The organism is Variovorax sp. 160MFSha2.1, assembly GCF_048305075.1.
GTDB classification, from domain to species: domain Bacteria; phylum Pseudomonadota; class Gammaproteobacteria; order Burkholderiales; family Burkholderiaceae_C; genus Variovorax; species Variovorax guangxiensis.
Genome location: NZ_CP157624.1, coordinates 6,509,775 through 6,524,129, shown reverse-complemented (window position 1 = coordinate 6,524,129; position 14,355 = coordinate 6,509,775). Strand labels below are relative to the sequence as shown.

14 protein-coding genes are annotated in these 14,355 nt (G+C 70.4%); 10 read left to right on the top strand and 4 right to left on the bottom strand.

All coding sequences use genetic code 11. The annotated features are described in order from the left end of the window. Positions 1-18 precede the first annotated feature (18 nt). From purE to ABL838_RS30205, 3 genes are read left to right on the top strand one after another with little or no spacing between them, the layout of a single operon-like run. A complete protein-coding gene (gene purE / locus ABL838_RS30215; RefSeq protein WP_019653924.1) occupies positions 19-570 on the top strand; it encodes a 5-(carboxyamino)imidazole ribonucleotide mutase in 552 nt (183 codons plus the stop codon). Next, positions 567-1,778, top strand: coding sequence for a 5-(carboxyamino)imidazole ribonucleotide synthase (locus ABL838_RS30210; RefSeq protein WP_418123289.1), 1,212 nt, complete (start codon positions 567-569; stop codon positions 1,776-1,778). Before purE ends, ABL838_RS30210 begins: the two co-directional genes overlap by 4 nt. Then, complete coding sequence (locus ABL838_RS30205) at positions 1,775-2,776, top strand: L-threonylcarbamoyladenylate synthase (RefSeq protein WP_418123287.1); 1,002 nt, start codon at positions 1,775-1,777, stop codon at positions 2,774-2,776. The genes ABL838_RS30210 and ABL838_RS30205 overlap by 4 nt, the downstream gene beginning before the upstream one ends. Before the next feature lie 109 nt (positions 2,777-2,885). Here ABL838_RS30205 and ABL838_RS30200 read toward each other — a convergent pair whose 3' ends face one another. The 3 genes from ABL838_RS30200 to ABL838_RS30190 form a co-directional block, all read right to left on the bottom strand. Beyond that, positions 2,886-4,490, bottom strand: coding sequence for an alpha/beta hydrolase family protein (locus ABL838_RS30200; RefSeq protein ID WP_418123285.1), 1,605 nt, complete (start codon positions 4,488-4,490; stop codon positions 2,886-2,888). Between the two features lie 143 nt (positions 4,491-4,633). Continuing rightward, on the bottom strand, positions 4,634-6,055 hold the full coding sequence (gene dacB / locus ABL838_RS30195; RefSeq protein ID WP_418123284.1) for a D-alanyl-D-alanine carboxypeptidase/D-alanyl-D-alanine-endopeptidase: 1,422 nt from the start codon (positions 6,053-6,055) through the stop codon (positions 4,634-4,636). 7 nt (positions 6,056-6,062) lie between these two features. Beyond that, positions 6,063-6,650 carry a GDP-mannose pyrophosphatase gene (locus tag ABL838_RS30190; RefSeq protein ID WP_418123282.1) on the bottom strand — a complete coding sequence of 196 codons (588 nt, stop codon included), beginning with the start codon at positions 6,648-6,650 and terminating at the stop codon, positions 6,063-6,065. Between the two features lie 78 nt (positions 6,651-6,728). Between ABL838_RS30190 and ABL838_RS30185 the strand changes: the two genes are divergently transcribed. From ABL838_RS30185 to pyrF, 5 genes are read left to right on the top strand one after another with little or no spacing between them, the layout of a single operon-like run. Then, positions 6,729-7,550, top strand: a complete 822-nt coding sequence (locus ABL838_RS30185) for a DeoR/GlpR family DNA-binding transcription regulator (protein ID WP_418123281.1) — start codon at positions 6,729-6,731, stop codon at positions 7,548-7,550. Positions 7,551-7,558: 8 nt separating this feature from the next. Beyond that, positions 7,559-8,275, top strand: coding sequence for a tRNA (adenosine(37)-N6)-threonylcarbamoyltransferase complex dimerization subunit type 1 TsaB (gene tsaB, locus ABL838_RS30180; protein WP_418123280.1), 717 nt, complete (start codon positions 7,559-7,561; stop codon positions 8,273-8,275). 10 nt (positions 8,276-8,285) lie between these two features. After that, positions 8,286-8,828 (top strand): ribosomal protein S18-alanine N-acetyltransferase, encoded by a 543-nt coding sequence (gene rimI / locus ABL838_RS30175; protein ID WP_126021165.1) that lies wholly within the window; start codon positions 8,286-8,288, stop codon positions 8,826-8,828. Then, entirely contained in the window at positions 8,825-9,628 is an 804-nt protein-coding gene (locus ABL838_RS30170; RefSeq protein ID WP_418123279.1) for a uracil-DNA glycosylase family protein, read from the top strand. The genes rimI and ABL838_RS30170 overlap by 4 nt, the downstream gene beginning before the upstream one ends. A gap of 33 nt (positions 9,629-9,661) precedes the next feature. Continuing rightward, positions 9,662-10,486 carry an orotidine-5'-phosphate decarboxylase gene (pyrF, locus tag ABL838_RS30165; RefSeq protein WP_126021167.1) on the top strand — a complete coding sequence of 275 codons (825 nt, stop codon included), beginning with the start codon at positions 9,662-9,664 and terminating at the stop codon, positions 10,484-10,486. 112 nt (positions 10,487-10,598) lie between these two features. Here the strand turns inward: pyrF and ABL838_RS30160 are convergent, their stop codons facing one another. Continuing rightward, positions 10,599-11,333, bottom strand: coding sequence for a helix-turn-helix domain-containing protein (locus tag ABL838_RS30160; RefSeq protein WP_019653935.1), 735 nt, complete (start codon positions 11,331-11,333; stop codon positions 10,599-10,601). 145 nt (positions 11,334-11,478) lie between these two features. Here ABL838_RS30160 and ABL838_RS30155 point away from each other — a divergent pair, with 145 nt between their 5' ends. Continuing rightward, positions 11,479-12,333, top strand: a complete 855-nt coding sequence (locus ABL838_RS30155; protein ID WP_418123278.1) for a hypothetical protein — start codon at positions 11,479-11,481, stop codon at positions 12,331-12,333. Positions 12,334-12,347: 14 nt separating this feature from the next. Continuing rightward, entirely contained in the window at positions 12,348-14,309 is a 1,962-nt protein-coding gene (locus ABL838_RS30150; RefSeq protein WP_418123276.1) for an MFS transporter, read from the top strand. The last annotated feature ends 46 nt before the right edge of the window (positions 14,310-14,355 follow it).

Genomic DNA, 14,355 nt, shown 5'->3' with positions numbered 1-14,355 from the left:
AAACGTAAAATTGAAACCATGAACGAAACCATTCAGGTCGGTGTAGTGATGGGCTCGAACTCCGATTGGGAGACGATGCGCAACGCGGTCGAGATTCTCCAGCAATTCGGAATCGGGCACGAAGCCAGGGTGGTCTCGGCCCACCGGATGCCCGACACGCTCTTCGAATATGCCGAAAGCGCCGCCGGGCGCGGCCTTGCCGCGATCATCGCCGGCGCGGGCGGCGCGGCCCACCTGCCGGGCATGCTGGCATCGAAGACCACGGTGCCGGTGCTCGGCGTGCCGGTGGCCAGCCGCCACCTGCAGGGCGTCGATTCGCTCTACAGCATCGTGCAGATGCCCAAGGGCGTGCCGGTCGCCACCTTCGCCATCGGCAATGCCGGCGCGGCCAACGCGGCGCTGTTCGCGGTGTCGATGCTGGCGGTGAACGACCCGGCCCTGCGCGCGAAGCTCGACGCCTTCCGCGCCGCGCAGACGGCGGCCGCCGAGGCCATGACCCTGCCCCCGCCGCCCGCCGGCGAGGCAGCGCCCGTATCCCCCTTCTCGCCGCAAGGCGGAGGCGCCCTGTGAGCGGCGCCCGCAACGGCGATCTGCCGATCCTCCCGGGCGCCACGCTCGGCGTGCTCGGCGGCGGACAGCTGGGGCGCATGTTCGTCCACGCCGCCCAGCGCATGGGCTACTTCACCGCGGTGCTCGACCCCGACACCGACAGCCCCGCCGGCCGCGTCAGCCACCATCACATCCATACCGACTACGACGACGTCGACGGCCTCGCCCGCCTGGCCGGCCTGGCCGACGCGGTGACCACCGAGTTCGAGAACGTGCCCGCGCCCTCGCTGGAGCATCTCGCGGTGGCGCGCCCGGTGTCGCCGGCCGCCCCGGCCATCGCCATCGCGCAGGACCGCATCGCCGAGAAGGCGCACTTCACCCGCTGCGGCGTGCCCTGCGCGCCCTACGCCGTCATCGAAACCGCCGCGCAGCTCGCCGCCATCGACGACAACCTGCTGCCCGGCATCCTCAAGACCGCGCGACTGGGCTACGACGGCAAGGGCCAGCAGCGCGTGAAGACGCGCGACGAGCTGGTCGACGCCTGGCAGGCCGCGGGCTGCGTGCCCTGCGTGCTCGAAAAAATGCTGCCGCTCGAATTCGAGTGCTCGGTCATCCTTGCGCGCGGGCGCGACGGGCAGATCGTGCACTTCCCGCCGCAGCGAAACCTGCACCGCGACGGCATCCTGGCCGTGACCGAGGTGCATGCCCAGAACATGCCCAAGACGGTGGCGCAGGGCGCCATCAACTCGGCCAAGAGCATCGCCAATGGCCTGGGCTACGTGGGCGTGCTGTGCGTCGAGTTCTTCGCGCTGGCCGACGGCTCGCTGGTGGTCAACGAAATGGCGCCGCGCCCGCACAACAGCGGCCACTACACCATGGAGGCCTGCGACGTCTCGCAGTTCGAGCTGCAGGTGCGCACCCTCGCGGGCCTGCCGCTGGCCGCGCCGCGCCAGCACAGCCCGGCCATCATGCTCAACCTGCTGGGCGACCTGTGGTTCCCCGGCGGCGCCGACAACAAGGCCGACAAGCCTGTCGCGCCGCGCTGGAGCGAGGTGCTCGCGCTTTCCGGCGCGCATCTGCATCTCTACGGAAAGATCGAACCCCGCCGCGGCCGCAAGATGGGCCACCTCACGCTGACCGGCGCCACGCTGGAGGCGGTGCGCGCCACGGCTTCGCAGGCGGCGCTGCTGCTGGGCCTGCCGGCGGTGGCCACCGCCGATCTCGCATGATCCTCGACGGCCGCTCTCCCGAAGCCATCGCCGAGGCCGCGCGCGTGCTGCGCGCCGGCGGGCTGGTGGCCTTCCCGACCGAGACCGTCTACGGCCTGGGCGCGGACGCGAGCAGCGACACCGCCGTCGCCGGCATCTTCGAGGCCAAGGGCCGGCCGTCGGACCATCCGCTGATCGTCCACGTCGCGGCCGGCACCAAGGGCACCGAATCGCTCTCGCGCTTCGCCCAGCCGCTGCCGGACTTCGCGCAGAAGCTGGTGCAGGCCTTCTGGCCCGGCCCGCTCACGCTGATCGTCACGCGCCAGCCCGGCGTGGGCGCGGCGGCGGCCGGCGGGCAGGACACCATCGGCCTGCGCTGCCCCTCGCACTCCGTGGCGCAGGCGCTGCTCGAAGCCTGCGCCGAGCAGGGCGTGCCGGGCCTCGCGGGGCCGAGTGCCAACCGCTTCGGCCGCGTCAGCCCGACCACCGCCCAGCACGTGCACGACGAGTTCGGCGACGAACTGCTGGTGATCGACGGCGGCCCCTGCGACGTGGGCATCGAGTCGACCATCGTCGACTGCAGCCGTGGCGCGCCCGTGCTGCTGCGCCCCGGCCTCATCACGCGTGCCCAGATCGAGGCCGCCTGCGGCGAGAAGCTCGCCGACCGCGAAGTGCTCGAGACGCCCGATCCGCGCGCATCGGGCACGCTCGAAGCGCACTACGCCCCGAACGCCAAGGTGCGGCTGATGGACGCCAAGTCGATCCAGACCGGCCTCGACGTGCTCGGCGCGAACGCCGCCCACATCGCAGTGTGGTCGCGCGCTGCGGTGCGCAGCCGCTCGCAGCGCGTGCTGCTGCGGCGCATGCCCGACGATGCCGCGGCGAGTGCGCAACTGCTGTTCGCAGTGCTGCGCGAGTTCGACGCGCAGGGCGTCAAGCTGATCTGGGTCGAGACGCCGCCCGACACGCACGAATGGGAAGGCGTGAAAGACCGCTTGCAGCGCGCGTCAATGGCCTGACCCCCAGGCTTCGCGCACTTCGTGTCGCTACGCCCACCCCCTTGCAGGGGGCAACACCAGCGGCCCGGCAAAGCCGGTTCCGCGGTGTTCCTGGAATGGGGCTCTTTGTTCAGCCTCCGGCGGCCAGTACGCCCTGGAAGAAGCCACGGGCTGAGGCCAGGCAGAACGGCGGTGCCAACGTGCCGTGGTACGCCAGCGTGACGGCCTGGGCCTTGTCCGACGCGCTGCCAGCGGTGTTCTGCGCGAGCAGTGCCTTGGCCTGCGCGAAGCCGGCGCGGGCGGTGGAGTAGGCGTCGATGGCCGCCGAGTCCTCCAGGTCGACCACGGAGAGCAGGTTCGACGGCATGCCCTTGGCGCGGAAGTAGCCCGAGGTGGCGCGGGTGCTCACGAAGTTCACCGTCGGGTCGTTGGCGCCGCCGCACATCAGCATCGGCCGGGTCGGCACCCAGTTGCGCAGGTCGTTGGCGATGGCGGCCTTGCGGAAGCCCGTGGAGGGCTTGCAGTCCAGCGGCGATGTGGTGCTCAGCGAAGCGGCCGTGGCCGGCAGCGCGTTGCCGGGGCAGGGGTTGCCCTGGATGTCGCCCGCCGCCTGTGTCAGGAAGCTCTGCTTGATGAGGTTGTTGGCGCCGTAGAAGATCGACAGCTCCGGGCTCACCGGCCCCGGCGTGGCGTTCGCCGGGAACAGCGCGAGCTGGGGCAGCTTGCCGCTGCTGAACAAGGTGCCGGGCGAGGTGCTGGGCAGCAGCGTGTCGATGCCGCTGGCGTACTGCGCCTCGTACACGTCGCTGGTGGAGCCGTAGACGTTGCCGAACTGCTGCTGCCAGCTCGTCGACAGCAGCGGCACGAACAGCGTGGCGCCCAGGGCCGGCCAGCCCAGGTAGGTGTAGTCGGTCAGCAGGCTGATGGCCGAGGGCGCCGACAGCGGCGCCGATGCCGTCACAGCCTTGCCCGTGGCCTGCATCTCGCGGTGCGCCGCCATCGCCACGTAGCCGCCCTGCGAGTAGCCGGTGATGAAGAGCGAGCCGGCATCGTTCGCGCCGATGCCCGAGAAGGTCTTGCGCGCCGCGGTGAGCGCGTCGACCATGTCCTTGCCCTGCTGGTCGCCGTCGAGGTACGGGTGGTAGGGCAGCGTCGACTTGTCGTAGCCCGCGTAATTGGGCGCCACCACGATGTAGCCCTGCGCCGCGAACATGGCGGCGATCATCAGGCCCTCGCCGGCGGCCGCCTGCGTGCTGTCGGTCCACTTGGCCAGGTTGTAGGCCTTGGCGGCGGTGGTGCCATGGGCATAGAGCACCACCGGGCGCTGGCCGCTGCAGGTCACGTCGGAGCCGGTGGGCACCATGATGGCGGCGGTGGCGTTGGTGGCCTCGTTCTTCGCGCCGACGGTGCGGTATTCGAGGTAGCGCAGGTCCACGCCGCACTTGGGCGTGCCCGCCACCTGCAGCAGGGCCTTGCCCTGGTCGCTGGCCTGCAGGCTGGCGGTGAACTGCGTGGCCGTCAGCGCGGCTGTCTTCTCGGGCGGGTCGGTGACCACCGAGCCCCGGCCGTTGTCTGCCGCGGGCGGGGGGACGCCCACGCCGATGCCGATGCCTCCCCCGCCTCCGCCACCCCCGCCGCAGGCGGCGAGCAGCAGCAATGTCGCGGCGCTTGCGACGGCCGTGAAGGCGGCGGTCTTGCGCAGGGGGCGGGAGGGCTGGGTTTGAGGCTGGTTCAAGTGATGTCTCCTGCGCCGGTCGGCGCCTGGCTTGCGTGGAATCGAACGACCGTCCGATTCTGTGCAGCGGCAAGGCCGCGCGCAACCGGGCGTTTGCCCTCAGAAGTTTTCAGTACTCAGCGCTACAGGCCAGCGGGAAGCCTTCAGTTGTCCTGCGAGGCCCAGTCGACCAGCGCGTCGAAGGCCGCGCGCGCGGCCCCGGCGTTCTCGCCGTTGGCGATGGCCACGAGCACGTAGCGCCGGCCGCTCGCGCCGTCCACGTAGCCGGCCACGCCGGAGGAATCGCGCAGCGTGCCGGTCTTCAGGTGCGCCGAGCCGCCGGAGCGCAGCGAGCGCCTCTTCAGCGTGCCGTCCACGCCCATGGCCGGCAGCGAGGACATCAGCTCCGGCATCACCGGCGAGCGCCATGCCACCTGCAGCATCCTGCCGAGCGCGGCGGCGCTGATGCGCTCGTCGCGCGACAGGCCCGAGCCGTTCTCGAACACCGGCTGCGCCTCGCCCGTGCCGATGCGATCGCGCCACCACTGGCCCATGGCCGCGCGCGAGGCCTCGAAGGTGCCGCGGTTCTTCTGCGCCAGCCCGATGGTGAGGAACAGCTGCTGCGCCATCACGTTGTTGCTGTACTTGTTGACGTCGCGGATCACCTCCGCCAGCGGCGGCGACTCGAACTCGAACGCCGGCTTCAGCCCCGCCGGCACGCGCCCCTCGCGCATCTGCCCGCCGACGCGCCCGCCCATCTCGGCCCACATGCCTCCGATGGCGCGCATGGCATAGGTGCGCGGGTCGCCATAGGCCACGGCCCAGCTCTTCTCGCCGCAGCCGCTGGGAAAGCCGCCGTTGAAGCGGATGCGGTTCACGTCGGAGAAGTCGGCGCGCAGCGTGCCGCGCCAGTCGCCGCATTCGCCGGGCACCAGCGCCACGGTCTGCGGCATGGCTACGCTGGCCAGCGGAGGCTCGTAGCTCACGCGCGCGACCTGGCCGGCGCGGTCGGGCGCGAAGGTCATGTTGACCGACTTGAAGTTCACCAGCAGCGCGTCGGGCGAGGCGTTGTAGGGGCGCAGCGGCTCGCCGTCGAAGGCGGCGGGGTCGCCCTCCACCGTGGTCTCGAAGGCGCCGCGGTCGAGGACGATGTCGCCGCTCACCGTGGTGATGCCCAGCCCCTGCACGTGGCGCAGCAGCAGCCACACGCGCTCCAGCACCAGCTTCGGATCGCCCTGGCCCTTGATGTAGAGGTTGCCGTTGAGCACGCCGCTGTTCACCGTGCCGTCGACGTAGACCGGCGTGGTCCAGCTGTAGGCGGCGCCGAGCAGGTCGAGCGCGGCGTAGGTGGTCACCAGCTTCATGATCGACGCCGGGTTCACCTGCGCCTGCGTGCGCCACGCCAGGCGCGGCTGGCGCGTGCCGTCGGCCTCGGCGACCAGCATGGTCACCGACTCGCGCGGCACCTTGGCGCGGGCGAGGGCGGCGTCGACCTGGGTGGGGAGGGCTTGCTGGGCGAACGCGCCGGCGGACGACAGCGTTGCGAGAGTCAGTGCGCAGGCCGCGCGGCGAAAGGCAGAAGGCATCCGCCCATTATCCCGGCGGGAAAACATGCAGCTTCGCGTGATACAGCAGCATCACCGTCTTGGCGTCCGCGATGCGGCCGTCGGCCACCATGGCCAGCGCCTCGTCGATGCCGGTTTCGAGCACCTCGATGTCCTCGCCTTCCTCGGCCAGCCCGCCGCCTTCGCCGACGCGCATCGACGACTCGTAGGGCGCGACGAAGAAATGCAGCTTCTCGGTGACCGAGCCCGGGCTCATGAAGCACTCGAACACCTTGCGCACCTCGCCCAGCCGGTAGCCGAGCTCTTCCTCGACCTCGGCGCGGATGCGCTCCTCGGGTGCCGCGTCGTCGAGCAGGCCGGCGGCGGCCTCGATCAGCAGGTCGTCATGGCCGTTGACGAAAGCCGGGTAGCGGAACTGGCGCGTGAGCAGCACCGTGCGCCGCTGCAGGTTGTAGGGCAGCAGGGTGGCGCCGTTGCCGCGGTCGTAGGTCTCGCGGTGCATGCGCTGCCACTGGCCGTCGTTGCGGCGCCAGTCGAAGGCGGTGGTGCGCAGCGTGTACCAGTTGTCGGAGAGCAGGGTGACTTCGTGCACCCGGACGCGGTCGTGGATGGTCATGCGCCGAGCATATGTGCATGTTCGTGCAATAACAAGAAAAATCGTGCAGAAAGCGGCGCGAGCCGATACCATCGCCCGATGCTCACCAGCCAGCGCAAGCAACACATCCTCTCGGTCCTGCGGCGCGACGGCAATGTCGTCGCCAAGTCGCTCAGTGAAGAACTGGGCCTGTCGGAAGACACCATCCGCCGCGACCTGCGCGAGCTGGCGGGCGAGGGCCTCCTGCTGCGCGTGCACGGCGGCGCGCTGCCGCTGGCGGCGGCCGAGGCCGACTTCGCCGGCCGCCAGCAGCTCGCGCCCGACGAAAAGGTGGCCATCGGCCGCGCCGCCGCGCGCTTGGTGAAGCCGGGGCAGGTGGTGTTCATCGACGGCGGCACCACCGCCGTGCAGCTCGCTCGCCACCTGCCGGCGAACCTGCGCGCCACGGTGGTCACGCACAGCCCGTCGGTGGCGGTGGAACTGGCCTCGCATGCGGGCATCGAGGTGGTGCTGATCGGCGGGCGGCTCTTCCGCCACTCGATGGTGGCGGTGGGCTCGGCGGCGATGGCGGCCATCTCGCGCATCCACGCTGACACCTACTTCATGGGCGTCACCGGCGTGCACGCCGAGGCCGGGCTGACCACCGGCGACCTGGAGGAAGCCGAGATCAAGCGCGCGCTGATGGGCTCGGCGGCCGAGACGGTGGTGATGGCGTCCTCGGAAAAGATCGGCGCTGCCTCGGCCTGGGTGGTCAACCCGGTGGCGTCGGCCGGCACGCTGCTGGTTTCGCCGCAGGCGCCGGCAGCGGCGCTGGTGCCGCTGCGCCGGGCGGGGCTGGCGATCCTGCGCAGCGACGATGCCGACGGCGGGAAAGCTGCCGATACCGCAGGCGGGGCTTCGGAATTGCCCGGCGCTCGATAATCGCAGGGATGTCTCCCGTCTCGCCCAAGCTGCTCGCCTTCGACACCAGCACCGAACACCTGTCCGTGGCCGTGCTGCATGGCGACAGGCTGCTGGCGCACGAGGGCGCCGGCGGCGCGCAGGCCTCCAGCACCCTTCTTCCGCTGATCCGTCGACTGCTGGGCGAAGCCGGGCTCGCGCTGGCCGAGTTCGACGCCATCGCCTTCGGCCGCGGCCCGGGCTCCTTCACGGGGCTGCGCACCGCCTGCTCGGTGGCGCAGGGCCTGGCCTACGGCGCCAAGGTGCCGCTGCTGCCGGTCGATACGCTGCTTGCGGTGGCCGAGGAAGCGCGCCATGCCTTCGGCGCGCAGCAGGTGGTGGCGGCGCTGGACGCGCGCATGGAGCAGGTCTACGCCGCGCGCTACGACTTCGCGGCGCACGGCCCGCTGGGCCAGCCCGAGGGCGGCGAAGAGCCGCTGCTGCTGGCGCCCGAGGAGCTCGAAGTGCCTGCCGGCTGGGCACTCGCCGGCAATGCCTTCGCCGCCTACGGTTCGCGACTGGCCCCGGCCGCCGCCCGCCACGAGGCGCTGCCGATGGCCGCGGCCATGCTGCGGCTGGCGCCCGCGCTGCTCGCCGCCGGGCGCACCGTGCCGGCCGCGCAGGCCTGGCCGCTCTATGTTCGCGATAAAGTGGCGCAAACCACAGAAGAGCGCGCCGCCATCAAGGCTGCCGCAGCACAACGCTAGCCACCCTCGCATGAGCGCCGTCCTCCAGCCCGTCGAAGCCCGCCTCGAACCGCTCACCGTCGAGCGGATCGATGCCGTCTGCGCGGTCGAGCAGACGGCCTACAGCCACCCCTGGACGCGCGCCAACTTCACCGATTCCATGGCCGTGGGCTACCACTGCCAGTGCCTGCTGGCCCCCGGCACGGCGCCGGGCGTGGATTCGCCGGTCACGCAGCTGGGCGAGACGCTGATCGGCTACTTCGTCGCCATGAAGGGCGTCGACGAGGTGCACCTGCTGAACATCACCGTGGCGCCGGCCTTCCAGCGCCAGGGCTGGGCGCCGCTCATGCTCGAGGCGCTGGGCGGCTGGTCGCGCGCCGAGGGCGCCCAGTGGCTCTGGCTCGAAGTGCGCCAGAGCAACCAGCGCGCGCTCGACATCTACCTGCGCCAGGGCTTCCGCAGCGTCGGCGTGCGCAAGGGCTACTACCCGGCGCACGGCGGCAAGCGCGAGGACGCTGTCGTCATGAGCCTGCGGCTGAACGAAAGCCCGACGGCCTGGGGAGGCCTGCGATGAGCGCCGCCGTGCAGACGCTGAGGCTGGACGCCCGCCAGCGTGCCATGCTCGACGAGATGGGGGTGAAGGTCTGGTGGCCCGTTCCCGAGGCGGTCGAGGTGGCGGCAGCGCCGCAAGCTCCGGCGCCGGTCGAGGAGGACATGCCCACCGTCGACGAGCGCCAGGAGGCCGAAATGCCGGTGGCCGCCCCGCCGCCGCCCGTTGCCCGGCCTGTCGCCCCTCCGGTGCAGGCCCCTGCGCCAGCTCCCCGTGCCGCCGCGCCAGTCACGCAGGGCGCGGCCGTGCTGGTCGAAGCTCCCTGCCGCCTCTATGCCGATGCCGGCGCCGCCGATGCCGTGCAGGGCGGCTGGCTGGTCGTCGCCGACATGCCGCCCGAAGCCGACGGCCGCCACGGCGATGCCTTCGCGGGCGATGCCGGCCGCCTGCTCGACAACATGCTGCGCGCCCTGAAGCTGCACGACGGCAGCACGCCCGTGCACCTCATGCGCACCCACCGCGGCGTGGCCTCCGGCCAGCCCGGCAGCCCGCGCGCCATGGACGAAGCCTTCGGCGAGCATGCGGCGGCGATCGCCCCGCGCGTCGTGCTGGCCATGGGGCCGCTGGCCGCGCAGAGCCTGATGCGCAGCGGCGAGCCGCTCGGCAAGCTGCGCGGACGCGTCGTGCCGCTGGATTCCATCGAAGGAGCCTGCGTGGTCGCCACCTACCACCCGGCCTACCTGCTGCGCAATCCGGCGGACAAGGCCCGCGCCTGGGCCGACCTCTGCCTGGCCGCTGAGCAGCACTCGCCCGGCCCGAACTGAGCCCAGGCGACGGGCCAATTAAAATCACGGCCCATGACTTTCCTCGACAAGCTGGCCGCCGCACAGCAAAAAAACGGTTCTTTGCTTTGCGTGGGGCTCGATCCCGAGCCCGCCAGGTTCCCGGGACAGTTCAAGGGTGACGCCAGCCGCATCTACGACTTCTGCGCCCGCATCGTCGACGCCACGGCCGACCTGGTCATCGCCTTCAAGCCGCAGATCGCCTACTTCGCCGCGCATCGCGCCGAGGCCCAGCTCGAAAAGCTGATGGAGCACATGCGCAGGAACACGCCCGACGTGCCGGTGATCCTCGACGCCAAGCGCGGCGACATCGGCTCCACCGCCGAGCAGTACGCCCTAGAAGCCTTCGAGCGCTACGGCGCCGACGCGGTGACGCTGTCGCCCTTCATGGGCTTCGACTCGGTCGCTCCGTACCTCAAGCACGAAGGCAAGGGCGCTTTCCTGCTGTGCCGCACCAGCAACCCCGGCGGCTCCGACCTGCAGGGCCAGCGGCTGGCGGACGTCGAAGGGCAGCCCTTCCTCTACGAACACGTGGCCAGGCTGGCGCAGGGGCCGTGGAACCTCAACGGCCAGCTCGGCCTGGTGGTGGGCGCGACCTACCCCGCCGAGATCGAGCGCGTGCGCGAACTTGCGCCCACGGTGCCGCTGCTGATCCCCGGCGTCGGCGCCCAGGGCGGCGATGCCGTCGCCACGGTGCGAGCCGGCTGGCGCCCCGATGCGCCGATCGTCGTGAACTCGTCGCGCGCGATCATCTACGCCTCGTCGGGCGACGATTTCGCCGAAGCTGCGAAGGCCGCCGCGCGCACGATGCGCGACACCCTGGAATCAGCCAAGCCCTGAAGAATTCCTTCCAGGGACACCGCGGAACCGGCTTCGCCGGGCCGCAGGAGTCGCCCCCGGAAGGGGGTTGGCGTAGCGACACGAAGTGCGCGAAGCCTGGGGGAGAGCCAGTTCATGCTCGACGGAGCCGTGTGAAGGCTTCGAACTCCCAGTTCCGCATCCCCAGCAGCAGCGTGTAGCCCTCGCGGTCCTTGGCGGCCAGTTTCTGGTCGGTCTGGTGCTGCTGGGCGAAGTCCTGCGCCACGCGCTGCAGGCGTTCCAGGAAGGCGGGCGCCAGCGAGCGGCTGATCTGGCCGTGCACCAGCAGCAGGCCCTCGGCGGGGCCGTCGAAGCCGCCCTTGTAGTAGTCGAGCACCACGTTCTCGCGGAAGAACTCCATCACAGGGCCGTGCGGGCGCCAGCGGAAGGTCTTGGCGAGCTTCAGGCGATACCGGTTGAGCGGGCGCAGCTCGATGATGCCGATGCGGTCGAGCTGCGCCAGGAAGCCGATGCACTCGGCCTCGCTCACGCGGTAGGCCGCCACGATTTGCTCCAGCGTCCACTGGCTCAGCACGCTGATGGCCACCAGCAGCAGCTTCTTGTCCTTGACCACGGCCTTCTCCTGCTCGTGCGTCAGCTCCTTCAGGAGCGGCTGGGCGTCGGCCACCCGGCGCGCCAGTTCGGCGAAATCGATCTTCAGCGCCCGGCAGATGGCGTCCACGCGGGACAGCGGCATGTCGCTCTTGGCCAGCATCCGCTTGACGCTGGATTCGGCCATGTCGAGCGACCGCGCCAGGTCGGCGTAGGTCATGCGGGCGTTCTTGAGTTCGTTCTTCAGGGCCTGGACGAGATCGACGGTGGTACTCATGGGGCGGAAGCGTACACGGGCGCCAGGGAGTATCAATTGGAGATACCGCCGGGTGTGAATTAGTACCTCGTATCGATTCTCGATGCCTCTGGAGGGGTCCGGACCCTAAATTCCGCGCCAGTTCAGACCACCACCGAGGACCGCCATGCTTCTGCCCTCCCTCAGCCGCCGCGAACGCGGGCTGCTTTTCACCTTCGCGCTGCTCGCGCTGATCGGCTTCTTCGGCCCCGAGCTGCCGGCCGCCGATGTCGCCATCGCATCGGTGTTCGCCGACACCCGCGCCTGGCACGGGCTGCCCAACGCCATGGACGTGCTGAGCAACCTCCCCTTCGTGGTGATCGGCCTGTGGGGCCTGTACCGGCTCAACCGCATCGACCGCTCGCACCAGGAGGCGCTGTCGCAGTTCCCGCTGGCCCCGCCGGCCAGCGACCCGCCGGACAACACGCTCGACTGCGCCTGGCTCTTCTTCGCCGGCCTGATCGCCACCGCCGCCGGCTCGGCCTTCTACCACCTCATGCCCGACGGCCCCCGGCTCGCCGCCGACCGCGCCGGCATGGCGGTGGCCTTCGCCGGGCTGATCGGCGTGGCGGTGTGCGAGCGGGTGAGCCAGCGCGCCGGCTGGCCCGCCGCCTGGTTCGTGCTGACGGCCGGGCTGCTGTCGGCCGAGGTGTTCCAGGAGACAGGCAACGTCATGCCCTGGGCGCTGGTGCAGTTCGGCGGCATGGCGCTGGTGCTGACGCTGGCGCTGGCTTCGCCGATGCGCAAGTCGGTGGGGCTGAAGCTGGGCTGGGTGATCTTCTTCTACGTGCTGGCCAAGGGCTTCGAGATGGCCGACCACCAGATCTACGAATTCACGCAGCAGACGGTGTCGGGCCACACGCTCAAGCACCTGACGGCCTCGCTCGCCGGGCTGCCCGTGGTGTTCGCGCTGCGCAAGCTGGAGATGCGCTGGGAAGCCGCGCTGCGGCACAATCCGGGCGCCGCCGCCGTGGCCGCATGAGGAGCACTCTTCGAATGACAAATCCCTCCGCCGCAGCAACAGCCACGCCAGTGGTTCACGAGGAGAACGCCCACGCCAACCAGTTCGCGCTCCTCGGCCAGCGGCGCTTCGCGCCCTTCTTCTGGACCCAGTTCGCGGGCGCCGCGAACGACAACCTCTTCAAGTTCGCCTTCACCGTCATGGTGACCTACCAGCTCCAGCTGAGCTGGATGCCGCCGTCGATGGCGGGCCTTGTGATCGGCGCGCTCTTCATCCTGCCCTTCCTGCTGTTCTCGGCTACCTCCGGCCAGCTCACCGACAAGTTCGACAAGACGAAGATGATCCGCTTCGTCAAGGACCTCGAGATCGTGATCATGCTGATCGCCGCCTGGGGTTTCGTCACGGCCAACGCGGTGGTGCTGCTGGGCTGCGTGTTCCTCATGGGGCTGCACTCCACGCTGTTCGGGCCGGTGAAGTTCGCCTACCTGCCGCAGGTGCTCGACGCGCGCGAGCTCACCGGCGGCAACGGCATGGTCGAGATGGGCACCTTCGTCGCCATCCTGCTCGGCCAGGTGGCGGGCGGGTTGCTGGTGGCCCTGCCGAACGTCGGCCACACGAGCGTGGCCGGGGGCTGCGTGCTGCTGGCGCTGGTGGGCCGGGGCGTGGCGCAGGCCATTCCACGGGCGCCGGCCACCGACCCTGGGCTGGTCATCAACTGGAACCCGATCAGCGAGACCTGGCGCAACCTCAAGCTCGCGAACCAGAACGTGGTGGTGTTCCGCTCGTTGCTGGGCATCTCGTGGATGTGGTTCTTCGGCGCGGTGTTCCTGAGCCAGTTTCCCAGCTTCGCCAAGGAAGTGCTGCACGGCGACGAGCAGGTGGCCTCGCTGCTGCTGGTGGTGTTCTCGGTGGGCATCGGCGTCGGCTCGCTGCTGTGCGAGACGCTCAGCCGCCGGCAGGTGGAGATCGGCCTGGTGCCGCTGGGCGCCATCGGCATGAGCGTGTTCGCGATCGACCTGTACTTCGCCTCGCGCGGCCTCGCGCCCGCCACGCACGACATGGGCATCGGCGCCTTCTTGCACCAGCCCGCGCACTGGCGCGTGATGGCCGACCTCGCGCTGCTGTCGCTGTTCGCGGGGCTCTACAGCGTGCCGATGTACGCGCTGATCCAGCTGCGCAGCCAGCCGACGCACCGCGCGCGCATCATCGCGGCGAACAACATCCTCAATGCACTCTTCATGATCGGCAGCTCGGTCATCGCGGGTGCGCTGCTGGGCGCGGGCTTCACCATTCCGCAGATCTTCCTGTTCACCGGCATCGCCAACGCGGTGGTGGCGTTCTACATCTTCATGCTGGTGCCCGAGTATTTGCTGCGCTTCGTGGCCTGGGTGCTGTCGCGCTTCGTCTACCGCTTCGACATCAAGGGCGAGACGCACATTCCCACCGAGGGCGCGGCCGTGCTGGTGTGCAACCACGTGAGCTTCATCGACGCGGTGCTGCTGATGGCGGCGAGCCCGCGGCCGATCCGATTCATCATGGACCACCGCATCTTCAGGGTGCCGGTGCTGGGCTGGCTGTTCAAGCTGGCCAAGGCGATTCCGATCGCGCCGCAGAAGGACGACCCGGCGGCCTACGAGGCAGCCTTCGCGAAGGCGCAGGAGGTGCTGCGCGAGGGCGACCTGCTCGCCATCTTCCCCGAGGGTGCGATCACGCGCGACGGCGAACTGCAGCCCTTCAAGGGCGGCGTGATGAAGATCCTCGAGGGCGCGCGCGCCCAGGGCATCGAGCCGCCGGTGATTCCGATGGCGCTCACCAACCTGTGGGGCTCGTACTTCAGCCGCATCGAGCTGCGCGGCGGCGAGCGCGTGGCCATGGCCAGGCCCTTCCGCCGCGGCTTCTTCAGCCGCGTGGGCCTGAACGTCGGCGCCCCCGTGCCGCCGGCCGAGGTGCAGCCCGACGCGCTGCGCCAGCGCGTGAGCGCCCTGCTGGCCAGCTGAAACACCCCAAAAAGTATCGATTGCGGATACCGGAGGCGCTGGAAAC